We start from the raw sequence: 24,751 nt of genomic DNA, 5'->3' as shown, positions 1-24,751 counted from the left end.
CATTGCCGGTACGAGCGAGACCGGACGACTCAACTGAAGAGACTACACCCATGCGTTCCATGAGCATCATCTGCCCGAACGGGCACTTAGGATTCGCCCCCTTGCGCACCGAGAGCTTCCAGCTCGGCGTCGCCGCCGGGCCGGACTGCATCGCCGCCGACTCGGGCAGCGACGACGTGGGTCCCGTGCCGCTGGGCTCCGATACCTCCACCAGCCCGCAAGCCTGGCAGCGCCACGACCTGGAACAGATGCTGCTGGCCGCGCGCAAGCTGGGTGTGCCCATGGTCATCGGCTCGGCCGGCGACACCGGCTCCAACAGCCGCGTCGACCTGTATGTGCGCCTGATCAAGGAAATCGCCGCCGAGCACAAGCTGGCGCCGTTCAAGATCGGCTACTTCTATTCCGAAGTCGACAAGGAGCGCGTGCGCCGTGCGCTGCGCGCGGGCCAGCAGGTGGCGGGCCTGGACGGCTACGCCGACCTGACCGAGGCCGAGCTGGATGCCAGCGACCGCATCGTGGCCGTGGCCGGCGTGCATCCCTACATCAAGCTGCTGGAAGCCGGCGCGGACGTGGTCATCGGCGGCCGCAGCTCGGACGCCGCCGTGTTCGCCGCCCCGGCCCTGCACCAGGGCTACGATGCCGACCGCGCCTATTACCTGGGCAAGGTACTGGAGTGCGCCTCGTTCTGCGCCGAGCCCTACGGCGGCAAGGAAACCGTGATGGGCGAGATCTCGGCCGAGGACGTGCGCGTCACCGCCATGCATCCCGACCAGCGCTGCACCATCGCGTCAGTCGCGGGCCACGCGATGTACGAGCGCTCCAATCCGTACGAAGAATTCTTCGCCGGCGGCCGGCTGGACATGGCCGAATGCCGCTACGAGCAGCTGAGCGAAAAAACCACCCGCATCACCGGCTCGCGCTTCGAGCCCGCCGCCCAGGTGCGCGTGAAGCTGGAAGGCTCCGGCAAGGTCGGCGAACGCTACATGGGGCTTTGCGGCATACGCGATCCCTACACCATCGCCAATGTGGACCGCGTCATCGCCTGGGCGCGCGACAAGGTGCGCGAACGCTTCGGCGACTCGGGCTATGAGCTGCACTACAAGGTCTACGGGCGCGACGGCGTCATGGGCGACCTGGAGCCGCTGCGCGACCAGCCCGCCCATGAGCTGTGCGTCATGGTCCAGGGCGTGGCGCCGACCGCCGAAATGGCCGAGGAGCTGACGCTCACGGGCCTGCGCCAGATGTTCTACGCCCGCCTGCCCGACGTGAAAGGCACGGCCGGCTCGGTATCGTTTCCGCTGGACGAAGTGGTGCGCACCAGCGCCGCCTACCGTTGGACCCTGAACCACACGCTGCCGGTCGAAGACGCCGGCGAACTCTTCCCGACCCACCTCACCGAGGCTGGCGCCTGAGCCGGCAAGACCATGAGCACCCAGAAACTCAGCACCCTGGCCAAGACCATCCGCAGCAAGAACGCGGGCGTGAACAAGATCACCTTCGACATCATCTTCCGCGAGCCGGCGACCTACGAGGCGGTCAAGCGCTCCGGCGCGCTGACGCGCGCCAGCATGGCCGCCCTGTACCGCATCGACGACAGCCGCATATCGGACTTCGTGCATTACGATCCCGGCCTGGCCATCAAATTCACGATCTACCGGCTGGCTCCCAGCGGGTCCGCGGGCGACGGCGACATCTTCGGCGCGCAGCAGTATGCGCCGCTGCTGGACGTCGCAGTTCCCATGCCGGACTGAACGCCGCGGGCGCCGCGTCCGGCGCCCGCTCCAACCTCCGCTCTCCTAGAGAATCGATCATGAAAGCGCTAATGCAAACAACGTTGTTCCTGGCGGCATCCCTGCTGGCCGGCGCGGCAGCGGCCCAGACGGAAGTGCCCAAGCAGGTCAAGATCGTAGTGCCGTTCACCGCCGGCGCCAGCAATGACGCGATCGCCCGCGCGATCGCGCCGCAACTCGCGGCCCGCCTCGGCAACACGGTGATCGTGGAAAACCGCGGCGGCGCGGCCGGCGCGATCGGTTCCGAGTACGTGGCCCGCTCGGCCAAGGACGGCTCGGTGCTGCTCCTGACCTCATCGACCTTCCTGACCACCGCCGCCACCCAGCCGCACCTGCCCTACGACCCGCTGAAGCAGTTCGCGCCGGTGGCGATGATAGGACAGGGTCCGCTGGTCATCGCCGCCTCGGCGCAGACGCCCTACACCTCCTTGAAGCAGCTGCTGGAAGCGGCGCGCAGCAAGCCGGGCGCCCTGAACTACGGCAGCGCCGGCGTCGGCTCGCTGGCGCACCTGGCCACCGTCATGCTGGACGACGCCGCGGGTACGGACATGACCCACGTCCCCTACAAGGGCGCGGCCAACGCCGCCTCCGACCTGGCCGGCGGGCTGATCCACGTCATGCTGTCCAACTACAGCACGCTGGCCCCCGTGGTGCAGGGCAAGAAGGTCAAGCTGCTGGCCACCACGGCGCAAGCGCCCTCCGCGGCGTTCCCCGACCTGCCGCCGGCCGCGCAGGCGCTGCCGGGGTATTCGGTGCAGATCTGGGTGGGCGTGTTCGCGCCAGCGGGCACGCCGCAGCCTTATATCGACAAGCTCAACGCCGCGCTCGTCGAGATTTCGGCGTCGCCCGAAATGAAGGCCTTGCTGGATCTGGACGGCACCGTGCCGTCGCGCATGGACAGCGCCGAATTCGGCACGCGCGTGCGCGAGGAACTGGCCCTGTGGCAAGGCATTGCGCGCAAGCACAACATCAGCGCGGAATAGCTTTTAACCGTCCAGCCCCAGCTTGAGCATCTGGTGGCGCAGGGCGTGCCGCGTGAGTCCCAGGGACTCGGCGGCGCGCCCCAGGTTGCCGTCCTGGGCCTGCAAGGCCGCGCGGATCAGGCCGCGCTGGAACTGCGCGGATAGTTCGGCATAGGTGCCGGCAGCGGCTGGCGAAGCCGCCGGCGCGGGCTTGCCGGCTTCGCGCAGGATGCGCTGCGGCAGGTGCCGCGCCAGCACCGTGTCGCCGTCTTCCAGGATACAGATCCGTTCCAGCAGATTGCCGAGTTCGCGCACATTGCCCGGCCAGGCGTAGGCCTTGAAAATGCGCCGCACCTCGGGATCGATGACGGTAAAACGGCTGCCGTGGGTGGCGTTGTAGCGTTCCAGAAAACGCTGCGCCAGCACGATGACGTCATCGCCGCGCTCGCGCAGCGGCGGCAGGTTGATCGACACCACCTGCAGGCGGTAATACAGGTCGTCGCGAAAGCGGCCGGCCTGCACTTCCCCCAGCAGGATCTTGTTGGTGGCGGCGATGAAACGCGCATCGACCGAAACCTCCTGGACCGCGCCGATGCGCCGGAAGCGCCGGCTGTCCAGCAAGGTCAGGATCTTGGCCTGCATGACCGGATCCAGCTCGCGGATCTCGTCCAGGAACACGCTGCCGCCGTTGGCGGCTTCGAGCAGCCCGGTCTTGCGCGCCACCGCCCCGGTGAACGCACCGCGCTCATGGCCAAACAATTCGGATTCGAGCAGGTTGCCCGGAATGGCGGCGCAGTTGATCTCGGTATAGCCCTTGGCCGCGCGCGCCGACTGCGCATGCAGGTTGCGGGCGACCAGCCCCTTGCCCGTGCCGGTTTCGCCGTAGATGAGAACGATGCTGGCCTTGCTGCGCGCGACCCGGCCGACCAGATCGCGCAGCGCCGCCATCGACGGGTGCTCCCCGATGAGCGGCTCGCAGGCGGACGGGACGGCAGGCATGGCGAAAGACCGCTTACACCTTCAGGAAGTGTTCGCGGTAGTACTTGAGTTCGTCGATCGATTCGTAGATGTCAGCCAGCGCTTCGTGGCGGCTCTTCTTCTCGAATCCCTTGTAGACGGCCGGCGCCCAGCGGCGCGCCAGTTCCTTCAGCGTGCTCACGTCCAGGTTGCGGTAATGGAAGAACTGCTCCAGGCGCGGCATGTAAGCAAACATGAAGCGGCGGTCCTGGCTGATGGTGTTGCCGCAAAGCGGCGACTTGCCTGCCGGCACGTGCTGCGCCAGAAACGCCAGCAGCGTATCCTCGGCCTGCGCCTCGGAAATCGTCGACGCCTTGACCTTGTCGATCAGGCCGCTCTTGCCGTGGGTGGATTTGTTCCAGCTGTCCATGGCGTCGAGCAGGCTGTCGGGCTGGTGCACCACCAGCACGGGGCCTTCGGCCACGACGGTCAGGTCGGGTTCCGTCACCACCACGGCGACTTCGATGATGCGTTCTTTCTCAGGGTCCAGACCGGTCATTTCCATGTCCAGCCAAACCAGGCGGTTTTCGTTCACAGCCATATAATTTGCCTATAAAACGTGCGATTTTCGCACATACCTACACTTGAGCACGCCACATCGCCCATGTTCACACTGCTGTTCGTTGCCTTCCTGCTGACCGATATCGCCGTGCGCCTGTGGCTGGCTACGCGCCAGATCCGCCACGTCGCGCGCAACCGCGACCAGGTGCCGTCTGAATTCTCCCACCGTATCGGCTTGGCCAGCCATCAGCGCGCGGCGGATTACACGGTGGCGCGGGTCAAGCTGGGCATGCTGGAACGCACCTACGACGCCATCCTGCTGGTGTGCCTGACGCTGATGGGCGGGCTGCAGCTCATCGACCTGATGGTGGCCCAGCTTACCAGCAACGACTTCCTGCGCCAGATGCTGCTGCTGGTCGCGGTGGCGCTGCTGCTGGGCCTGCTGGGCCTGCCTTTCACGCTGTGGCGGCAGTTCAAGCTGGAAGCGCGCTTCGGCTTCAACCGCATGACGCCCGGCCTGTTCATCGCCGACGCCGTCAAGGGCCTGCTGGTCGCGGCGGTGCTGGGCCTGCCGCTGGCGGCCGCGGTGCTATGGCTGATGGGCAGCGCGGGCGCCTACTGGTGGGTGTGGGCCTGGGCGCTATGGACCGCGTTCAACCTGGCGCTTCTGATTGTCTACCCGATGTTCATCGCTCCGCTCTTCAATAAATTCACGCCGCTATCCGATCCGGAACTGGCCGGCCGCATCCAGCGCCTGGCCCAGCGCTGCGGCTTCGCGCTCAACGGCCTGTTCGTGATGGACGGCTCGCGCCGCTCGGCCCACGGCAATGCCTATTTCACGGGCTTCGGCCGCTCGCGCCGCATCGTGTTCTTCGACACCCTGCTGGCGCGCCTGAACGGCGACGAGATCGAAGCCGTGCTGGCGCATGAACTCGGTCACTTCGCCAAGCGCCACATCATCAAGCGCATCGTCTTCAGCTTCGCCGCCGCGCTGGCGTTCTTCGCCATCCTGGGCTGGATCTCGCAACAGCCCTGGTTCTACGTGGGACTGGGCGTCATGCCGCAACTGGGCGGGCGCAACGACGCCATGGCGCTGCTGCTGTTCTTCCTGGTCATCCCCGTCTTCACTTTCATGCTCACGCCCGTGGCCAGCTGGTACTCGCGCCGCGACGAGTTCGAAGCGGACCGCTACGCGGCCGAACAGAGCTCGCCGGAACGCCTGGTGTCCGCGCTGGTCAAACTTTACGACGACAACGCCGCCACCTTGACTCCCGACCCCGTGCACTCCGCCTTCTACGACAGCCATCCCCCCGCCGCCGTGCGCATCCGCCACCTGACGGCGGCCGCTGCATGACCGCGCCGCCCAACGAAGGCCGCATCATCGCCGCCCACGGGCGCCACTACACGGTGGAGCTCGCCGACGGCACGCTGCGCAAGTGCTTCCCGCGCGGCAAGAAGGCAGGCGCCGCCGTGGGCGACCGCGTGCGCATCACGCCCCAGGGCAAGGACGAAGGCGCCATCGACGCCATCCTGCCGCGGCGCAATCTGCTGTACCGCTCGGACGAAATGCGTTCCAAGCAGTTCGCCTCCAACGTCGACCAGTTGCTGATCGTCGTCGCCGTGCAGCCCACGTTTTCGGATGACCTGACCGGGCGCGCCCTGGCCGGCGCCTGGAGCGCGGACATCGCGCCCATCATCATCCTCAACAAGACCGACCTGTCCGACGAACTGCCGGCGGCGCGCGCGCGGCTGGCGCCGATTGCCGCGCTGGGTGTGGACGTGATCGAACTCAGCGCGCTGGAGCCCGAGAAAGTGCATACGCTGCTGGCGCCGCGCCTGGCCGGGCACACCAGCCTGCTGCTGGGCCAGAGCGGCATGGGCAAGTCCACGCTGCTCAACGCCCTGGTGCCGGACGCCGCCGCCCCCACCCGCGAACACTCCACGGCGCTGGACATGGGCAAGCACACCACCACCAGCACGCGGCTTTATCACCTGCCCGCTCCCGGCGGCGACCTGATCGACTCCCCGGGCTTCCAGGCCTTCGGCCTGCAGCACCTGAGCCGCGAGGACATCATCCGCGGCTTCCCGGAGTTCACCAAACCCATCGAACAGTGCCGTTTCTACAACTGCACCCACCGCCAGGAGCCTGGCTGCGGCGTGGTCGCGGCCCTGCAGGCGGGCGCGATCGACCCGGCGCGCTATGCCTTGTACCAGCGCATCCTGGAAGAGAACCTGGCGGGGCAACAACGCTACTAGCGTCTTGCCCCCTCGGCACTTGCGCCGGTGCCCGACGCTGACGTCTCCGAACGGTCCCGCAATGAATACGGCCCCTGTATGGGGCCGTATTCATTGGCGGCGCGAACCAGAAACCCGACAAGGCCGGCGCGCAACAAGGATCAACGGGGCGTGAAGCCGTGGCGCAGCAGATGGTAGAGGTTGCGCAACATGCCGGCGGTCGCGCCCCAGATGAAATGCTTGCCGTAAGGCATGCCGTAGTACTGGCGCACCCGGCCGTCGTCCAGACGGGCTTCGTACAGCCTGTGATTGGCGGGGTCCATCAGGAAGGACAGCGGCACCTCGAACACTTCCGCCACCTCGAAGGCATCGGGGGCCAGGTCAAAGCCCGGACGCACCAGCGACACCACCGGAACGATGGAGAATCCCGTCGCCGTCAGATACGGCAGCATGCTGCCCAGCACTTCGACGTGGTTGGCGGGCAACCCGGTTTCTTCCTGCGCTTCACGCAAGGCCGCGGCCTCGGGCGTGGAATCGCTGGTTTCGATGCGCCCGCCCGGAAAGCTGATCTGGCCGGCATGGTCATGCAGGTGGGCGGCGCGCTGCGTCAGCATGATGTGGACGCCGTTGTCTCGCGTCACCAGCGGAATCAGCACCGCCGCCGGCACGGGCACGCCTTCGCGGCCCGGATAGCGCAGGTCGGTGTCGCGCGACAGCTCCAGCGTCCAGGTGGACGGCTGGCTGAGCGTGCCCCGCAACGAATCCGGGGTCAACAGGCTGGCGGGCACGGCCGGCAAGGACGCGTTGGCCACCACCCAGGGTTGCGTCGCCGGATCGAAGCCGGGACGCGCCAGCGGCCGCCGGGGCCGCGGAGAAGACGAGGAATCAGACATACGGCTCTGCAAAAGGCTCTGCAAAAAGAAAAAGGCACCCTCGCAGGTGCCTTTTTAACCCGGAAACCCGTGCCGAACGAAAACGCTGGATGGCGTGAGCGTCCGACACTGGTAGGGCCGTGTGCCGATAAGCGATCAAGCCGCCGAGGCTTGCTTGCTGACCAGCTTTTCCTTGATACGCGCCGACTTGCCCGAGCGGTTGCGCAGGTAGTACAGCTTGGCGCGGCGCACGTCGCCGCGGCGCTTGACTTCGATGCCGGCGATTTGCGGCGAGTACAGCTGGAACGTACGTTCCACGGCTTCACCCGACGAAATCTTGCGCACGGTGAACGCGGAGTTCAGGCCGCGGTTGCGCTTGGCGATCACGACGCCTTCGAAAGCCTGCACGCGCTTGCGGGTGCCTTCAACGACGTTCACGCTCACGATGACGGTGTCACCAGGAGCAAATTCAGGCTTGGCTTGACCGCCGGTCAGGCGGGCAATTTCTTCCTGTTCCAGGATAGCGATAAGGTTCATGAGAACTCCTAGATCATCATGTCTTTGCGGACTAAAACTTTTGCCGTTCGATGTTGTTCACGCGATTTCTGCAGGACTGCGCAGTACGCAGCCCACATCCGTCGCGTGTTGCACGGGCCATGGCGGTAAGGCCAGCCCCCGTTGCATGTGCCGCAAGCAGAGGATGAGATTTGGCAAACCAATGATTCTACACCAAAAATCGCTCCAGGCATCAGGTAACATGGCCCCGGTTCTCGCGGTTTGGAGTACCCTTCCGTCTTCTGTAACAAACACGTCATCTGACGCTGTTCCCTCATGTCGTATTCGTCCCTGATATTGGTCGTCCTGGCGGCAATGGCCCACGCCACGTGGAATCTGCTCGCCAAGCGCGCGGCCATGGTGGGCGCTCCCTTTGTCTTCGCCTATGGCCTGTGCGCTTCCGTGCTGTATGCGCCCTGGGTCATCTGGGTGCTGATGCATGACGGCATGACCTGGACCTGGCCCGTGGTCGGCGCCATCCTGACTTCCAGCCTGTTGCATCTGGGCTACAGCCTGTGCCTGCAGCGCGGCTATCAGGTAGCCGACCTGTCGGTCGTCTACCCCATCGCCCGAGGTACCGGCCCGCTGCTGTCCACCACCGGCGCCTTTTTGCTGCTGGGCGAACCCGCCACCAGCACCGGCATCATCGGCATGCTTTGCGTGGTGGGCGGCGTGCTGCTGATCGCGACCCAGGGCCGCCTGGCCATTTTCAAGCAGGCCCAGGCCTGGGTCGGCGTGCGCTGGGGCGTGGTGATCGGCCTGTTCATCGCGGCCTATACCGTCGTCGACGCCTATGGCGTGAAAGTGTTGTTGATCAGCCCGGTGCTGTTCGACTGGTTTACCTGCGTGACCCGCACGACCATGATGGCCCCCCACATGCTGCGCCGCCGCCCCCAGGCCTGGGAGGCCATGCGCGGGCACTGGCATCTGGCGTTGGCCGTGGGCCTGCTGTCGCCGTTGGGCTACATCCTGGTGCTGTATGCGCTGCGCAACGGCGCGCCGCTGAGCCTGGTCGCCCCTGCCCGGGAAATGTCGATGATGCTCGGCACCTTGGCCGGCATGTTCCTGCTGCGCGAAAAAGTCGGACCGGGCCGGCTGGCGGGTTGTATGGCCATCCTGGCGGGTGTCATTCTGCTCGGTTCAAGCTGACGGGCACCGCTCCTGGCCACTGCGGCTGGCGGGGCTGGCGCGTACCTACCGCTTACGCCCGGCCTGCCGGCTACCGCCGGGCATAGGGCCGCTCAGAATCCGGCGGCCGCGCCCAGCCACATCAGGCCGGGGATGATCGCGCCCCAGGCCAGCACCATCACCACATCGATCACCATGGCCTTCATGGTCACCTGCGCCGTTACGGGTTCCACCGTGGCGTTGCCCAGGCTGCGCTCGCGCGCGGCGGCAGGCGCGGCGGCAGGCGTGGCGGCAACCGCGGCCTCGACCGGTACGACCGGCGCTGCGGGCGCGGACATCGGCGCGGCGACTGCCGGACCAGCCAGCGCCCCGGCTTCGGCGGGCGCGGGCGGGAACGGCCAGCGAGCCGGGGCGGAACCGGGCCGCGTGCGGCGGCGCGGTTCGACATCGGCTGCGGATGTATTCCAGGGCAGCGCCATGCCGGCGACCCTGGCGCACCAGGCGCGGGCGCGGTTCGTGCCGCGGCGCAGCGGGTTCAGGGTGACGACGAGTTCATCCGACAAGACGGAAATATCAGCGGTGTTCATGGGAACTCCTAGGAAAGACGGTCCAGCGCCAGGGCATAGCCCCCCGGCAGGCATGCGCGGCGGCAGCCGGCGGTCAATCGAACAATGACAACTGGCCTGCGGCCATGGCTTGCAACTGGCGCGCTACGCGCCCGTGCGCGCCGCCGGCTGCGGGCGATACGGCGGGAAAAGGGACCCCTGAAGACGCTTGCGCGCCAGCCGGGGATAGGAAATCGGCAGCCTTCGCCGCGGCGGCGGCGGGAGGCAGGAAACGGTCGCAGTCCAGCGCCAGGCGATGGCGGTTCAAGCCCAGCTTGCGCGTGGCGATGGTGAAGCGCTGACGCAGCAGATCGGCCCAGACGCCGGTCCCGCGCATGCGCGACCCGAAATTGGGATCGTTGCGGCGGCCGTTGCGCAGGTCTTCGATACGATGCAGGACGCGCTGGGCGCGGTCCGGGAAATGGGCATTGAGCCAGTCCTCGAACAAGGTCTTGACCTCCCAGGGCAGGCGCAGGACGGTGTAGCTGGCATAGTGCGCGCCGGCCGCCTTGGACTCCTGGAGGATGTGCTCCATGGACTCGTCGTTGATGAACGGGATGATGGGCGCCACCAGCACGCCCACCGGCACGCCGGCGTCGGTCAGGCTGCGTACCGCTTCCAGCCGGCGCCACGGTGCGGCGGCGCGCGGTTCCAGCGTGCGGGCCATGCCGGCGTCCAGTGTGGTGATGCTCATGTACACCACCACCAGCTTCTGCTCGGCCAGGGCGGCCAGCAGGTCCAGGTCGCGGGCGACCAGCGCGTTCTTGGTGACGATGGTGAGCGGATGGCGGGTTTCCAGCATCAGTTCGAGCAGGCCGCGGGTAAGCCGCCATTCGCGTTCGATGGGCTGGTAGGCGTCGGTGGCGGAACCGATGTTGATGGGAGACGGCTTGTAGCCTGGCCGCGCGAGTTCGGCGCGCAGGGCCTCTACCGCATTGGCCTTGGCCACCAGCCGGGTTTCGAAGTCCAGCCCGGGCGACAGGCCCAGGTAGGAATGGGTGGGCCGGGCATAACAATAGACGCAGCCATGCTCGCAGCCGCGGTACGGATTTACCGCCACGTCGAAGGGGATGTCGGGCGAATCGTTGCGCGACAGCATCTTGCGCGCTTCTTCGGCGGTGACCGTGGTCTTGGGAGCGGCCGGCGCAATGCGCGCATCCGGCACGATGGGAATGACGCGGGCGGCTTGCTCGCCGGCGGCAGCTTCGGGGAAATTATCGGGGACGGAGTCTACGAAGTCGGCGGGCAGACCGGAGGAAGACCAGCCGTCGTCGACCTGCACGCGGTCATCGCGCTGAAAGCGATGCCGAACATTAGTAACCGCACCCCGACCGCGCAAGGCGGCGGGGGCGGCAGCCGGGGACCCAGAACCGGCGGGAAAAGAATGATCGGTGCGTGCCATGAAAACTACTGTACAAAAACACAGTGGTTTTGACAAGCACCAAAAGCCTTTTCGTAAGACAGCCCCACTTTACCGCAAGACGCCGGCGCCGTCCGGACAAATCGTTTTCACCAGGCGAGATCGCCCGGACACCCGCACCAATACTGGATCTAGCAGAAAAACAACAGGTTCTGCGGGGGCTGGAGGCCCGTTGTTTTCCGGCCTCTTGCGGATTAGCGCAACATACCTGCCGCAGCGGTCTGATGCGTGGCTTCGTCGATCAGAATGAATGCGCCGGTCGCGGGCACATCGGCATAGCGATCGACCGCCAGCGACTCGCGCGTGGTGAGCGTGACGCGTCCGATATCGTTCATGCGCAGCGTGCACTCGGTGTTCTCCACTTCCTGCAGTTCGTGGATGTCGCGATGCGACAGCACCGCGCGTATCTTCGCCGAGGTCAGGCGCGTGCCCGACTTCAGCAGATACTTGCGTGCGGGATTCAAGGCCTGCGCATCGAGCCAGCACAGCTCGGCTTCGAATTCGCGCGCGACCTGCGCCGGCGCCGACGCATGCACGATCACATCGCCGCGCGACACGTCCACGTCGCGGTCCAGCACCAGCGTGATCGAGTCGCCCGCCACTGCTTCATCCAGCGCGCGGTCGAAGGCGCGCACTTCGCTCACGACTGCCGTCACGCCCGAGGGTTGCACCGTGATCTCGTCGCCCGGCCGCAGCACGCCGCTTGCGACGCGGCCGGCATAGCCGCGGAAGTCATCCTTGCGGCTGCCGTCATGGCGTGCCACCCATTGCACCGGAAAGCGCAACGGCAAGGCGCGGCCATCGCTTGCCAGGTCCAGCGACTCCAGCAAGGCCAGCAAGGGCTGTCCGTCGTACCAGGGCGTTTGCGGCGACAGCGTGACGACGTTGTCGCCGTTGAGCGCCGACAGCGGCAGCGCGTCGAAGTGCTCGATGCCCAGCTTGCCCGCCAGGTCGGCGTAGGCGTCGCGGATGCGCTCGAACACCGTACGGTCCCAGTCCACCAGGTCCATCTTGTTGACCGCCACCACGATGTGACGGATGCCCAAGAGGCGCGCGATGGTGCTGTGGCGCTTGGTCTGCGGCAACAGCACGCCGTCGGCCGCGCGGGTGGCGTCGATCAGGATGACGGCCACGTCGGCGGTCGACGCGCCCGTGACCATGTTGCGCGTGTACTGCTCGTGGCCCGGCGCGTCGGCGATGATGAACTTGCGCGCGGGCGTCGAGAAATAGCGGTAGGCCACGTCGATGGTGATGCCCTGCTCGCGCTCGGCCTCCAGCCCGTCGGTCAGCAGCGAAAAGTCGATGCCGTCGCCCGCCACGCGCTTGTGCTTGGCGCGCGAGATCGCGTCCAGCTGGTCGGCGAACACGCCTTTGCTGTCGTACAGCAGGCGGCCGATCAGCGTCGATTTGCCGTCGTCCACCGAGCCTGCGGTAATCAGGCGCAGCACGCCCGTGTCGGCGCCGGAAAGAAAAGAATCGTTGAGTGCGTTCATGTGCGTTCCTGGTCGCCGGCGAATGCCGGCGTGTCATGCGATCAGAAATAGCCTTCTTTCTTGCGGCGCTCCATCGAGGCCTCGGAAGTCTGGTCGTCCATGCGCGTGGCGCCGCGCTCGGTAATGTCGGTCACCGCGGTTTCGGCAATGATGGCCCGGGTGTCGGCGGCATCCGACGCCACCGGGCAGGTGCAGGAGATGTCGCCCACCGTGCGAAACCGAACCTGCAGGCGTTCGACCTGTTCGCCATCCTGCGGCGGGGTCAGCCGCGTGACCGGCACCAGCAGGCCCTTGCGGCGCACGACCTCGCGCTGGTGGCTGTAGTAGATCGACGGCAGCGCCAGCTGCTCGCGCTGGATGTACTGCCAGACGTCCAGCTCGGTCCAATTCGAGATCGGGAACACGCGCATGTTCTCGCCGCGATGCACGCGGGTATTGAACAGGTTCCAGAGTTCCGGGCGCTGCGCCTTCGGATCCCATTGGCCGAACTCGTCGCGGAACGAGAAGATGCGTTCCTTGGCGCGGGCCTTTTCCTCGTCGCGGCGCGCGCCGCCGATGCAGGCGTCAAAGCCGAATTCCTCGATCGCCTCCAGCAGCGTCACCGCCTGGGCGGCATTGCGCGAGTCGGTCTCGCGGCGCAGCACCACGCTGCCGCGCGCGATGGAGTCCTCGACGCTGCGCACGATCAGGGTCTCGCCCAGCTCGGCCGCGCGCGCATCGCGGAAGGCGATCACTTCGTCGAAGTTGTGGCCGGTATCGATGTGCATCAGCGGGAACGGAAAACGCCCCGGCCGGAAGGCCTTCTCGGCCAGGCGCAACAGCACCACGGAGTCCTTGCCGCCCGAGAACAGCAGCACGGGCTTCTCGCTTTCGGCGGCCACCTCGCGCAGGATGAATATTGCTTCCGATTCCAGCCAATCCAGGTGGCTGCGTTGGATCACTGCAGACATATGCACTTCCCCTAAAACAGATTTCGAATTCGTGGGCCGCATCAATCGGCGCGCGCCGCGATGCTGATGACCCGGTTGCCCGCATGCAGGCCGCATTCCTTGGAATCCGACGACTCCCACCACCAGCGCCCTGCCCGCAGGTCTTCGCCGGGACGGATGGCTCGGGTACAGGGTTCGCAGCCGATGGACGGGTAGCCCTGGTCGTGCAACGGGTTGTATGGAATGCCCAGCGCGCGGATGGCGGACCAGACCTCGCCTTCGCTCCATTCGGCCAGCGGATTGAACTTGTAGAGGCCGAAAGCCTGGTCCTCTTCTTCCAGCGGCAGTTCGCCCCGGGTGGTGGATTGCGCCCGCCGCTGCCCTGTGATCCAGGCGCCGCGTCCGGCCAGCGCGCGCTTGAGCGGCTCGACCTTGCGGATCTGGCAACAGGCCTTGCGCAGTTCCACGCTTTCATAGAACGCGTAGGCGCCATGTTCGGCGACGTGCTGCTCGACCGCGGCCGCCACCGGCCGGTACACAGTGACCTCGCGGCCGTAGCGTTCGCGCACGGCGTCCAGCACGCCCAGCGTTTCGGCGTGCAGCCGGCCCGTGTCCAGCGTGAAGACTTCCAGGTCGAGGCCGGCGCCGTAGATGGCGTGCGTCAACAGCATGTCCTCGGCCGCCAGCGAGGACGCCAGCGCCGCGTCCGGGTAGCGCCGCTGCACATCGGCCAGGCGCTCGCCCAGATCGCGCCAGCGCGCGGCCAGGCCCGGTTCGAGTTCAGGCAAAAGATCGGTAGTGCTCATGATTGCGTCGCGAAAATGCGCGCCCGCCGCGGACGCGCCAACAGTATTTCGCCATCGCGCAGGCCCAGTTCCCGGTACACCGACTCGGGCACCTCGGCTTCGATGATGGCGTCGGAATCCTCGCTGGCCAGCTCCAGATAGGCGCTGGGACCCGCAAGAAAGGCGTGCGCCAGGCGCACGGGGATGCCGTCCGCGCCGGCGCGATAGCGCTCGACCTCGAACTCGTGCGGCCGCACGTAGGCGGTGGCGCGTTGCGCTTCGGCCTGCGCCAGCTCCGGCGCGGGCAAGGACAGGCCGGCGCCGTTCCAGATGCCGCGCGTGGCAAAGCCCTGCAACTGGTTGACGTCGCCCAGGAAGCCGTAGACGAAGGGCGTGGCCGGCTCTTCCCAGACCTCGCGCGGCGTGCCGACCTGCTCGATGCGGCCCGAGTTCATCAGCACCACGCGATCCGACACTTCCAGCGCTTCTTCCTGGTCATGGGTGACGAAGACGCTGGCCACGTTCAGCTCGTCATGCAGGCGGCGCAGCCAGCGCCGCAATTCCTTGCGCACCTTGGCGTCCAGCGCGCCGAAGGGCTCGTCCAGCAGCAGCACCCGCGGCTCCACGGCCAGCGCGCGCGCCAGGGCGATACGCTGGCGCTGGCCGCCGGAGAGTTGCGCGGGATAGCGGTCCGCCAGCCAGTCCAGCTGCACCAGTCCCAGCAGGTCATGCACCTTGCGCTGGATCACGTCCTCCGAAGGACGTTGCGAACGGTGCTTGACGCGCAGGCCGAAGGCCACGTTCTCGAACACCGTCATGTGCTTGAACAGTGCGTAGTGCTGGAACACGAAACCGACCTGGCGCTGGCGCACGTCCACCGCGGTAGCGTCTTCGCCCGCGAACAGCACGCTGCCGGAATCGGCGGACTCCAGCCCCGCGATGATGCGCAACAGCGTGGTCTTGCCGCAGCCCGACGGACCCAGCAGCGCGACCAGCTCGCCCGTCTCGATATGCAGCGAGACGTCGTTCAGCGCGCGGAACTGGCCGAAGCGCTTGGATAGATTGCGGACTTCGATGCTCATGCTTATCTCCTGTCAGGTCGCCGCGTCAGGCCAGCGCCGGCTTGATGGCGGCCGGCTGGCCGGGATACTCGACCGGCAGGTCGGCGGCCTGTTGAAAGCGCGCGTTGCGCCACTCGACGATGTTCTTGGCCACCAGCGTCACCAGCGCCAGCAGGGCCAGCAACGACGCCACGGCGAACGCCGCGGAATACTGGTATTCGTTGTAGAGAATCTCGACGTGCAGGGTCATGGTGTTGGTCAGGCCGCGGATCTGCCCGGACACCACCGACACCGCGCCGAACTCGCCCATGGCCCGCGCGTTGCACAGGATGGCGCCGTACAGCAGGCCCCACTTGATGTTCGGCAGCGTGACGCGCCAGAAGATCTGCCAGCCGTTGGCGCCCAGGGTCAACGCGGCTTGCTCTTCTTCGCTGCCTTGCGCCTGCATCAGCGGGATCAGCTCGCGCGCCACGAACGGAAAGGTCACGAAGAGCGAGGCCAGCACAATGCCCGGCACCGCGTAGACGATCTTGATGTCGTGCGCCTGCAGCCAGCCGCCGAACCAGCCCTGCGTGCCGAACAGCAGCACGAATACCAGGCCGGCCACCACCGGCGACACCGAGAACGGCAGGTCGATCAAGGTGATCAGGAACTGCTTGCCGCGGAACTGGAACTTGGTGATCGCCCAAGCCGCGGCGACGCCAAACACCAGGTTCACCGGCAGCGCAATGGCCGCCACCAGCAGCGTCAGGCGGATGGCGGACAGCGCGTCCGGCTCGACGATGGCGTCCAGGTACAACTGCCAGCCCTTCTTGAAGGCTTCGGCAAATACCGCCGCCAGCGGCACCAGCAGGAACAGCGCCAGGAATCCCAGCGCGATGAAGAGCAGCACGCCGCGCACCCAGCGCGGCTCGGTCAGATGGGCGGGACGGTCCGCGGCGCTCATGCGAGCCTCCCGAGGTTGCGGCGGGCCTGCCAGCCCTGCAGCAGATTGATGACGAGCAACAGCGCGAAGGACAGCACCAGCATCACCGTGGCGATGGCGGCGGCGCCCGCGTAGTCGAATTCCTCGAGCTTGGCGATGATCAGCAGCGGCGTGATCTCGGACACCATGGGCATATTGCCGGCGATGAACACCACCGAACCGTACTCGCCCACCGCGCGCGCAAACGCCAGCGCGAAGCCGGTCATCAAGGCCGGCATGATGATGGGCAGCAGCACCCGGCGTATGGTCTGCCAGCGGTTGGCGCCCAGGCTGGCCGCGGCCTCCTCGATTTCGCGCTCGACGTCTTCCAGCACCGGCTGCACCGTGCGCACCACGAACGGCACGCCGATGAAGATCAACGCGATCACGATGCCCAGCGGCGTGAACGCCACCTTCCAGCCGAACCAGTCGGCCAGCGGCCCGCCCAGCCAGCCCTTCTGCGAATACAGCGAGGTCAGCGCGATGCCCGCCACCGCCGTGGGCAGCGCGAACGGCAGATCCACCAGCGCATCCAGGATCTTCTTGCCCGGAAAGCGGTAGCGCACCAGCACCCAGGCCACCACCGTGCCGAACACCAGGTTCACCAGCGCCGCGATCAGCGACGCGCCAAAGGTCAGCTTGTACGAGGCCAGCACCCGCGGCGCGGTCACCGCGTCCCAGAAGCCTTGCCAGCCCAGGCTCGCGCTCTTGATCGGCAAGGCCGCCAGCGGAATGAGCACGAGCACGCTGAGGTACAGCACCGCGTAACCCATCGAGATGCCGAATCCGGGCAGCACGCCCGGGCTGTTGCGCCGAAAGGCAAAAGGCGCTTGCGCGCCGTTTGCCGCCGGGTTCGAGGCTGTCGTCATGGCCGTCGTCCGATCATCAAGTGCTTATTTCTTTTGCGGCAGATAGATCTGGTCGAAGGTGCCGCCGTCGCTGAAGTGATCCTTCTGCGCCTTGCGCCAGCCGCCGAAGATCTTGTCGTCGATGGTCACGAGCTTGACCTTGGGAAACTTGCTTTCGTACCTGGCGGCCACGGTCTTGTCGATGGGCCGGTAGTAGTTCTTGGCAATGATTTCCTGCGCGGCGGGCGTGTAGAGGAATTCTAGATATGCCTGCGCCGCCGCACGGGTGCCCTTCTTGTCCACGACCTTGTCGACCACGGCCACCGGCGGCTCGGCCAGGATGGACAGAGACGGCACCACGATGTCGAACTTGTCCGGACCCAGCTCTTCCTGCGCCAGGAAAGCCTCGTTTTCCCAGGCCAGCAGCACGTCACCCACGCCGCGCTCCACGAAGGTGGTGGTGGCGCCGCGCGCGCCGGTGTCCAGCACCGGCACGTGCTTGAGCAGGTCGCCCACGAAGGCGCGCGCCTTTTCCTCGCTGCCGCCGTTCTTCTCCAGCGCATAGGCCCAGGCAGCCAGGTAGTTCCAGCGCGCCCCGCCCGAGGTCTTGGGGTTGGGCGTGATGACCTGCACGCCGTCCTTGACCAGGTCGTCCCAGTCCTTGATCTGCTTGGGGTTGCCCTTGCGCACCAGGAACACGATGGTGGAGGTATACGGCGAGCTGTTCTGCGGCAGGCGAGCCTGCCAATCGGCCGGCAGCAGCCCGCGGTCGGCGACCGCGTCGATGTCATAGGCCAGCGCCAGCGTCACCACGTCGGCTTCCAGCCCGTCGATGACGGAGCGCGCCTGACGGCCCGAACCGCCGTGCGATTGGCGGATGGTCAGGTCGACGTTGGCCTTTTCCTTGTATTGCTTGATGAACGCATCGTCGATGGCGCGATACAGCTCGCGGGTCGGGTCATATGAGACATTCAGGAGCGTCTGCTTCTGCTGTGCCTGCGCCGGCGCAATCGCGGCAAACGACATCGTCACTGCGGCCAAGGCGGCCAACCAACCGGCTTTCCTGAAAGACATCCCATGCTCCCTGTGTTCGGCAATGTGGGAGCAAGTGTGCTGGCTGGGCGTTCTGAACGGAACGAATCATTATTTGGTTGCTCATCGCTCGCAGGCATATAGGACCAGCGTCCCAACAATGGAAATCTCCCTTGCCCCCAGGCGCGCCCAATGAAAAACCGCCGCCTCCCCAAGGGGCAGGCGGCGGTTGCGAAGAGGGTCCAGCCCCTTCGATTGCCGAATTTACTTATTCGGCTGAGGCGTAATGCGCAGATAGGGACGCACGGCCTTGTAGCCCTTCGGGAATTTCTGCTTGATCACGGCCTCGTCCTGCAAGGACGGAACAATGATCACGTCGTCGCCATCTTCCCAGTTCACCGGCGTGGCCACGCTGTGGCTGTCGGTCAGCTGCAGGGAGTCGATGACGCGCAGGATCTCGTTGAAGTTGCGGCCGGTGCTGGCCGGATACGTGATGGTCAGGCGCACCTTCTTGTTGGGGTCGATGATGAACACCGAGCGCACGGTCAGCGTGGCGTTGGCGTTCGGATGGATCATGTCGTAGAGCTCGGACACCTTGCGGTCCTTGTCGGCCAGGATCGGGAAGTTGACCTTGGTGGACTGCGTGTCGTTGATGTCCTCGATCCACTTGGTATGCGAATCGGTGCCGTCCACGGACAGCGCCAGCACCTTCACGTTGCGCTTGGCGAATTCGTCGGCCAGCTTGGCGGTGTAGCCCAGTTCGGTGGTGCAGACGGGCGTGAAATCGGCCGGGTGCGAGAAAAGTACACCCCAGCTGTTGCCCAGATACTCATGGAAGCGGATCGGCCCTGCCGAAGATTCCTGTTCGAAATCAGGGGCGGTGTCGCCCAGGCGTAGATGACTCATGGTGTCTCCTGTGTGCGGATGCAGGTGGGGGGGCTGGCCGCCCGTCGCTGCGGGCGGCGCAGGAAAAGCGTTTCATGGCGCAGGCCAGCGCCTGTGAAACGATTCTTCCATCAAACCTGTAGCTGGGGAAATACGCAAGTCATATAACCTTATGCAATATTCAAGCTGGCGCCGCAGGCGTCCGCCACCACCCCGGCCCGCACCGCGGCCGACAAGGCCAGCGCGCGCGGCAGGATGTGGGCGCCATAGAACAATCCGGTCGCCAGCTTGGCCCGGTAGAACGGATCGGTGGATCCGGCCGCCAGGTGGCGCCGGCAGGCCAGCACGGCGCGCGCCATCTGCCAGCCGCCGTGCACCACGCCGGCCAGCATCAGATAGGGCACGCTGCTGGCGTAGACCGCCCTGATGTTGGTCGGCGATTGCTCCAGGATGAAAGCCACGCCGGCCTCGTAGGCCTGGATGGCGCTGTCCAGGTTGTCGCGCAGCAGGCGCAGTCCCTCGCGATCGTCCGCCGACGCACGAGTGGCCTCGTTCTCCACCGCGCGCAGCGTCTCCCGCATCGCCGCGATCGCGGCATGGGCGGTGGCGCCGCCGTCGCGCTGGGTCTTGCGGCTGACCAGATCATTGGCCTGGATCGCGGTCGTGCCTTCGTAGATGGGCAGGATGCGCGCATCGCGGTAGTACTGCGCGGCCCCGGTTTCCTCGATGTAGCCCATGCCGCCGTGCACCTGCAGGCCCAGGGACGCGACCTCGACCGCGGTCTCGGTCGAGAACCCTTTGACGATGGGCACCATGTATTCGTAGAAAGCCCGGTTGCGCGAGCGCTGCTCGGGATCGGGATGATGCGTGCCCTTGTCGTGCGCGGCCGCGGTCACGTAGGACACGGCGCGCGCCGCCTCGGTCAGCGCCTTCATGGTCATCAGCATGCGCTGCACGTCCGGATGGCGCACGATGGCCACGGGGCCGGGCGACCCTTCCACGGCGCGGCCCTGCACGCGCTCGCGCGCATAGGCCAGGGCATGCTGGCAGGCGCGTTCGGACACGCCTATGCCCTGTTGCCCCACCGAATAGCGGGCGGCATTCATCATGATGAACATGTACTCCAGGCCGCGGTTCTGCTCGCCGACCAGATAGCCGATGGCGCCCTCGCCCACCTCGCCCTTGCCCGAGCCGTACATGAGCACGGCGGTGGGACTGCCATGGATGCCCAGCTTGTGCTCCAGCGATGCGCACCAGACGTCGTTGCGCCTGCCCAGTGTGCCGTCGGCCTGCACCAGGAACTTGGGCACGATGAAAAGCGAAATCCCCTTCACGCCGGCCGGCGCGTCCGGCGTACGCGCCAGCACCAGGTGGATGATGTTCTCGGCCAGGTCATGGTCGCCATAAGTGATGAAGATCTTCTGGCCCGTCAGCCGGTAGCTGCCGTCTTCCTGCTTCACCGCCCGCGTCGCGACTTGGGCCAGGTCCGAACCGGCCTGCGGTTCGGTCAGGTTCATCGTGCCGGTCCACTTGCCGCCGATCAGCTGCGGCACGTATTGCTTGCGCTGCGCGTCCGACCCGACCGTCAGCAAGGCCTCGATCACGCCGTCCGTCAGCATGGGGCACAAGGAAAACGCCAGGCTGGCCGCCTGGATGTTCTCGCCCGGTGCCGCCGCGACCAGCTTGGGCAGGCCCTGCCCGCCCCACTCCACCGGATGCTGCAAGCCCTGCCAGCCGCCCGCGGCGTAATCCTTGAATCCCTGCGCGTAGCCCGGGGTAGTGGTGACGCTACCGTCGTTCCAGACCGGCGGCTGCGTATCGCCTGGCACGTTCAATGGTGCCACGGCCTGCTCGACGAAGCGGCCGTTCTCTTCCAGGATGGCGTCCACCAGATCCGGCGTGACTTCTTCGAAGCCGGGCAGTTTCAGGACGTCATCAAGTCCTGCCAGCTTCAAGGCAAAGCGGAAGTCCTGCAGCGGGGTTACGTAGGGCATGGTGTCTCCGTGGGTAGGCCGTCTTCATATTGTTTGGCCTATCTTAAACCCTATGCCCGCCAGGGTCTCTCGACGCCCCCTAGTTCAGATGATGCGCCAGCGACACGATGATCGGACCCAACACCGGCAGCAGCACGTTGGCGATGGCGTACGTCACCGTGTAGCCAAGTAGCGGCACTGAACTGCCGCTGGAGGTCAGGATGGCGCTGATGGCCGGCGTGCTGACGTGCTGACCGGCGATGGCGCCGACCAGCAAGGGACCTTCGATCTTCAGGATCTTGTGGCCCAGCCACAGCGACAGGCAGGCCGGCCCCAACGACACCAGCAGGCCGATGAGCGGCAGCACCGCGCCATGCTCGCGGATCAGCGCGATGGCTTCCGGCCCCGCCGACAAGCCCACGCAAGCCACGAACACCGCCAGCCCCAGATCCTTCAGCAACTGCACGGCATGGTCCGGCATGTGGCCTATCGAGGGCCGCTTGGCGTTGATCCAACCGCAGACCAGGCCGCTGACCAGCGCCCCGCCGCCGCTGCCCAGCGACACGGGGATGCCCCAGAGCCGCGCGCTCAGGCTGCCGATCAGCAAGCCGGCCAGAATGCCGAAAGCCAGAAACACCAGATCGGTCACGCCGCTGCGCCGCAACTCGTTGCCCAGCGCCGCGCCGGCCTGGGACAGTTCGGGCTCGGCGCCGACCAGCGTCACCAGGTCGCCATACTGCACCACGGTGGCTGGCGTGATCGGCAAGGAATGGCCGGAGCGTACGATGGACTGCAGGAACACGCCGCGCGCGCGTTGGGCGTTGGGCCGCTTCGCCAGTTCGCCTACGGTATGGCCGTTGACGGTCTTCTTGCTGACGATGACGGCCAGCTCGCTCAGCTGCAAGTCGTCGGCGTGCGCCTCCGGCAGCTGGATTTCGGGTCCGATGACGGAACCCGCGCGCAGCGCGAAGCGCCGCAGGCCCAGCACCACCACGATGTCGCCCGTGGCCAGCGTGTCGCCGGGCGTGGCGTCGACTGCCTCGCCATTGCGCAGGATGCGGCTGATGACCGTGCGTCCGCCCAGCGCGGCCTCCACTTCAGCCACGCTTTTGCCATCCGCGTCCTTGACCACGTGCGAGCGTCCCACCAGCCGCGGCAAGGTGGGCATGTTCGATTCTTCGCCTTCGCCGGCCGCCACGCCGAGCTTTTCCTCCAGCGCCTTGGAGGCTTCGCGCAGATTCATGCGCAGCAGCGCCGGGGCGATCTGGCTGGTGAAGAACACGATGCTGATCAAGCCGACCAGATAAGTCAGCGTATAGGCCGTGGCGATGTTGGCTTCCATGCGCTGGACCTCGGCGTCCGCCAGGCCCAGGTGCTTGAGCGCCTCGGCAGCCGTCCCGACCACGGCCGATTCAGTCGCCGCGCCTGCCGCAAGACCCGCCGCCGTTCCCGCATCCAGGCCGAACAGCGGCACCGCGGTCAGCACGATCGCCAGCACCAGCAAGGCTTCGATCAGCGGCAGCGCGATATAGCGCAGGCTGGAGCGGTTCAGGTTGGCGAAGAACTGCGGCCCGCCCGAGTACCCCATCGCGAATATGAACAGGGCGAAGGCGACTTCCTTCAGGTCGCCGCGCATCTGGCAACCGGTCTGGCCGATCAGCAGGGCGACGATGAGTGTTCCGCACACTCCGCCCAGCTGGATCGGCCCGACTTTGAGCTTGCCGATCAGGTATCCCAAGCCCACCGTCACGAACAGCACTGCGATGGGAACGCTATTGAAAAACCCGACCGTGCAAGTCATGTCGTCATGTCGCCCTGGAGGTTGCTGCCCGGCCCGCCTACTTGCGCGCCGCGGCCTTCTTGGCGGATTTCGCCGCCGTGCCGGCCTTCTTCACCGCTTTCTTCACCGCCTTCTTGGCCGCCGCGGTCTTGCCTGCGCTGCGCTTGGCCGCGGATGCCTTCACCGTCTGGCCCTTACCGGCCTTCGGGCCCGAACGCACCAGCTCGCCAGCCTTCCAGGCCTCGACGTACTCGGTCGCGGCTTCGACCATGTGCTTGCCGATCTTGGCGTAGTCGCCGTCGTCCAGGTTCGCCAGCGACACGCGGATCGACCACGGCGGGCCGCCAAAGCCGCCGCCGTCCATCAGCACCACGCCGGATTTTTCCGCCAGGCGGAACAGGAAGTCGACCGGCTCGTAGTTGGACATCATGTACTTGCAGAACGCGTCCCCGTACGTGATCTTGGCCCAGACCATGAAATCCAGCTCGACGTAGTACCAGGCGCGCATCGGATCTTCGGGCGGCATGGGTATGCCCAGGCCGCGCCACAAGGCATCGCGGCGCGCACGTACGATCTTCATCGTCAGGTGCTTGTAGGAGTCCTTCAGGTCCATCAGGTGCGACAGCGCGAAGAACCCCATCTGCACCTGCTGCGGCAAGGACAGGCCCGCGGTGTGGTTCAGCGCGACGTTGCGGCTGTCGGCCACCAGCCGGTCGATGAACTTGAGCTTTTCGGGCTCCATCGTCATGGCGCCGTAGCGCTTGTTCAGGCGCTGTTTCCAGGACGCGGGCAGCTCGGCGATGCGGCGGTCCATGGTGTTCTTTTCATGGGTCGCGATCACGCCCAGGCGCCATCCCGTGCAGCCGAAATTCTTCGAGAACGAGTACACGCATATGGTGTTGTGCGGCACTTCGGCCATCAGCGAGCGGAAGTTCGGCACGAAGGTGCCGTACACGTCGTCCGTCACCAGCACCAGATCCGGGTTCTTGCGGATGAGGCGCACGATCTGCTTCATCTCGACCGGGCTGAACGCCACCGACGGCGGATTGCTGGGGTTGACCGTGACCGCCAGCTTGATCTTGGGATTTTCCAGCTTGGCGATTTCAGACGCCGGATAGTGCCAATCATGGGTGCCGTCGGCCCGCAGGCTGCTGGCGTTGATCGGCACGATCTTGAACTGGAAGCGCTCCAGATGCGAGATCTCGATATAGGGCGTGAAGGTCGGCAGGAACAGCGCGATGGTGTCGCCCTGCTTGAGCAGGCCGTTCTGCATCAGCGAATCGAAGATGTAGCACATGGCCGCCGTGCCGCCTTCGACCGGGAACAGGTCGAACTTGCCCTTGGGCGGACGGCCGTCGCACATTTCCTTGATCAGGTAATCGTGCACGATCTGTTCAAGATGGACCAGCGCGCGCGGCGGCACGGGATAGTTGTCGCCGATGATGCTGTCCGTCAGCTCATGGACCCACGCGTCGGGGTCGAAACCCTTGACCTTGACGCCATACTCCAGCACGCCGACCAGGAAATCGTAGCCGTCCATGCCTTTGTGCTTGGCCAGGAACTTGCGCATCCGGTCGGCGCAGCCCTTCTTGGCCGGCATGCCTGCCAGGATGGACTCGTCGCGCACGCGGCGCGCTTCCTTCATTGCGAACTGGCCCATCAGGAAGAAGGCGTCGCGCGGTTCGGTGGCGATCCAGTTCGGGTTGCCGCGGCCCGCGTTCAACATGGTGATGGCGGCGGTGTGCTGGTTGTCCTTGGCCAGCGTGATCAGATAGTCCTTGAGTTCAAACGGAGAAAGCTGTTCGAGGTCGCGCTGGCGCGAGCGGGTGGTTTTCAAGGCCGAAGCCAGGCTGACGGTAAGAGGCGTGGTGGAAGCCATTGTTCAGTACTCCTGGTTTGCATGGTGACAGGCGCTG

General features: G+C 66.2%; 23 protein-coding genes. 6 read left to right on the top strand and 17 right to left on the bottom strand.

The genetic code is table 11. The annotated features are described in order from the left end of the window. The first annotated feature begins 50 nt into the window (after positions 1–50). From N5C88_RS23810 to N5C88_RS23800, 3 genes are all read left to right on the top strand, one after another. Entirely contained in the window at positions 51–1,412 is a 1,362-nt protein-coding gene (locus tag N5C88_RS23810) for an acyclic terpene utilization AtuA family protein (RefSeq protein WP_280016357.1), read from the top strand. A gap of 12 nt (positions 1,413–1,424) precedes the next feature. Next, a complete protein-coding gene (locus N5C88_RS23805; protein WP_013392433.1) occupies positions 1,425–1,751 on the top strand; it encodes a DUF4387 domain-containing protein in 327 nt (108 codons plus the stop codon). A gap of 71 nt (positions 1,752–1,822) precedes the next feature. Further along, on the top strand, positions 1,823–2,773 hold the full coding sequence (locus tag N5C88_RS23800; RefSeq protein WP_251877245.1) for a tripartite tricarboxylate transporter substrate-binding protein: 951 nt from the start codon (positions 1,823–1,825) through the stop codon (positions 2,771–2,773). Between the two features lie 3 nt (positions 2,774–2,776). Here N5C88_RS23800 and N5C88_RS23795 read toward each other — a convergent pair whose 3' ends face one another. Further along, positions 2,777–3,751 carry a sigma-54 dependent transcriptional regulator gene (locus tag N5C88_RS23795; protein ID WP_059379307.1) on the bottom strand — a complete coding sequence of 325 codons (975 nt, stop codon included), beginning with the start codon at positions 3,749–3,751 and terminating at the stop codon, positions 2,777–2,779. Between the two features lie 13 nt (positions 3,752–3,764). After that, the gene (gene orn / locus N5C88_RS23790) at positions 3,765–4,310 is read right to left on the bottom strand and encodes an oligoribonuclease (protein ID WP_042792554.1); all 546 of its coding nucleotides are present in this window, start codon (positions 4,308–4,310) and stop codon (positions 3,765–3,767) included. A gap of 63 nt (positions 4,311–4,373) precedes the next feature. On the opposite strand from orn, the gene N5C88_RS23785 reads away from it, so the two are divergent. Together N5C88_RS23785 and rsgA are read left to right on the top strand one after the other, a co-directional pair. After that, positions 4,374–5,624 (top strand): M48 family metallopeptidase, encoded by a 1,251-nt coding sequence (locus N5C88_RS23785; protein ID WP_280016356.1) that lies wholly within the window; start codon positions 4,374–4,376, stop codon positions 5,622–5,624. Then, positions 5,621–6,526, top strand: coding sequence for a ribosome small subunit-dependent GTPase A (rsgA, locus tag N5C88_RS23780; protein ID WP_280016355.1), 906 nt, complete (start codon positions 5,621–5,623; stop codon positions 6,524–6,526). The genes N5C88_RS23785 and rsgA overlap by 4 nt, the downstream gene beginning before the upstream one ends. Before the next feature lie 140 nt (positions 6,527–6,666). Here rsgA and N5C88_RS23775 read toward each other — a convergent pair whose 3' ends face one another. Continuing rightward, a complete protein-coding gene (locus N5C88_RS23775) occupies positions 6,667–7,398 on the bottom strand; it encodes a CoA pyrophosphatase (RefSeq protein ID WP_280016354.1) in 732 nt (243 codons plus the stop codon). Between the two features lie 135 nt (positions 7,399–7,533). After that, positions 7,534–7,914 (bottom strand): 50S ribosomal protein L19, encoded by a 381-nt coding sequence (gene rplS, locus N5C88_RS23770; protein ID WP_006218237.1) that lies wholly within the window; start codon positions 7,912–7,914, stop codon positions 7,534–7,536. Positions 7,915–8,208: 294 nt separating this feature from the next. Between rplS and N5C88_RS23765 the strand changes: the two genes are divergently transcribed. Next, positions 8,209–9,081, top strand: a complete 873-nt coding sequence (locus tag N5C88_RS23765; RefSeq protein ID WP_059379311.1) for a DMT family transporter — start codon at positions 8,209–8,211, stop codon at positions 9,079–9,081. Positions 9,082–9,173: 92 nt separating this feature from the next. Here the strand turns inward: N5C88_RS23765 and N5C88_RS23760 are convergent, their stop codons facing one another. From N5C88_RS23760 to N5C88_RS23700, 13 genes are all read right to left on the bottom strand, one after another. Then, the gene (locus N5C88_RS23760; RefSeq protein ID WP_251877249.1) at positions 9,174–9,647 is read right to left on the bottom strand and encodes a hypothetical protein; all 474 of its coding nucleotides are present in this window, start codon (positions 9,645–9,647) and stop codon (positions 9,174–9,176) included. Between the two features lie 73 nt (positions 9,648–9,720). Continuing rightward, a complete protein-coding gene (locus N5C88_RS23755) occupies positions 9,721–11,067 on the bottom strand; it encodes a PA0069 family radical SAM protein (RefSeq protein WP_251877251.1) in 1,347 nt (448 codons plus the stop codon). Between the two features lie 212 nt (positions 11,068–11,279). Further along, positions 11,280–12,578, bottom strand: a complete 1,299-nt coding sequence (locus N5C88_RS23750) for a GTP-binding protein (RefSeq protein ID WP_280016353.1) — start codon at positions 12,576–12,578, stop codon at positions 11,280–11,282. Positions 12,579–12,619: 41 nt separating this feature from the next. Continuing rightward, a complete protein-coding gene (gene cysD / locus N5C88_RS23745) occupies positions 12,620–13,528 on the bottom strand; it encodes a sulfate adenylyltransferase subunit CysD (RefSeq protein WP_059379315.1) in 909 nt (302 codons plus the stop codon). Positions 13,529–13,569: 41 nt separating this feature from the next. Beyond that, positions 13,570–14,313, bottom strand: a complete 744-nt coding sequence (locus tag N5C88_RS23740) for a phosphoadenylyl-sulfate reductase (RefSeq protein WP_118933401.1) — start codon at positions 14,311–14,313, stop codon at positions 13,570–13,572. After that, entirely contained in the window at positions 14,310–15,374 is a 1,065-nt protein-coding gene (locus tag N5C88_RS23735) for a sulfate ABC transporter ATP-binding protein (protein ID WP_280016352.1), read from the bottom strand. The genes N5C88_RS23740 and N5C88_RS23735 overlap by 4 nt, the downstream gene beginning before the upstream one ends. 25 nt (positions 15,375–15,399) lie before the next feature. Then, positions 15,400–16,299: a sulfate ABC transporter permease subunit CysW gene (gene cysW / locus N5C88_RS23730; protein WP_059379318.1), complete on the bottom strand. Its 900-nt coding sequence runs from the start codon at positions 16,297–16,299 to the stop codon at positions 15,400–15,402. Next, a complete protein-coding gene (cysT, locus tag N5C88_RS23725) occupies positions 16,296–17,186 on the bottom strand; it encodes a sulfate ABC transporter permease subunit CysT (protein ID WP_059379319.1) in 891 nt (296 codons plus the stop codon). Before cysT ends, cysW begins: the two co-directional genes overlap by 4 nt. Before the next feature lie 24 nt (positions 17,187–17,210). Next, positions 17,211–18,191 carry a sulfate ABC transporter substrate-binding protein gene (locus tag N5C88_RS23720; RefSeq protein WP_280016363.1) on the bottom strand — a complete coding sequence of 327 codons (981 nt, stop codon included), beginning with the start codon at positions 18,189–18,191 and terminating at the stop codon, positions 17,211–17,213. A 270-nt stretch (positions 18,192–18,461) separates the two neighbouring features. Beyond that, positions 18,462–19,103 (bottom strand): peroxiredoxin, encoded by a 642-nt coding sequence (locus N5C88_RS23715; protein ID WP_042792543.1) that lies wholly within the window; start codon positions 19,101–19,103, stop codon positions 18,462–18,464. 149 nt (positions 19,104–19,252) lie between these two features. Beyond that, positions 19,253–21,076 carry an acyl-CoA dehydrogenase gene (locus N5C88_RS23710; protein ID WP_280016351.1) on the bottom strand — a complete coding sequence of 608 codons (1,824 nt, stop codon included), beginning with the start codon at positions 21,074–21,076 and terminating at the stop codon, positions 19,253–19,255. A 79-nt stretch (positions 21,077–21,155) separates the two neighbouring features. After that, positions 21,156–22,856: an aspartate-alanine antiporter gene (aspT, locus tag N5C88_RS23705; protein ID WP_118933405.1), complete on the bottom strand. Its 1,701-nt coding sequence runs from the start codon at positions 22,854–22,856 to the stop codon at positions 21,156–21,158. A gap of 37 nt (positions 22,857–22,893) precedes the next feature. Beyond that, positions 22,894–24,714, bottom strand: coding sequence for a bifunctional aspartate transaminase/aspartate 4-decarboxylase (locus N5C88_RS23700; protein WP_059379323.1), 1,821 nt, complete (start codon positions 24,712–24,714; stop codon positions 22,894–22,896). Positions 24,715–24,751: the final 37 nt, after the last annotated feature.

It is taken from the genome of Achromobacter sp. GD03932 (genome assembly GCF_029839485.1).
GTDB classification, from domain to species: domain Bacteria; phylum Pseudomonadota; class Gammaproteobacteria; order Burkholderiales; family Burkholderiaceae_B; genus Achromobacter; species Achromobacter bronchisepticus_A.
Note: the sequence above shows the minus strand (reverse complement) of the source record. Positions and strands in the feature narration are given on the sequence as shown.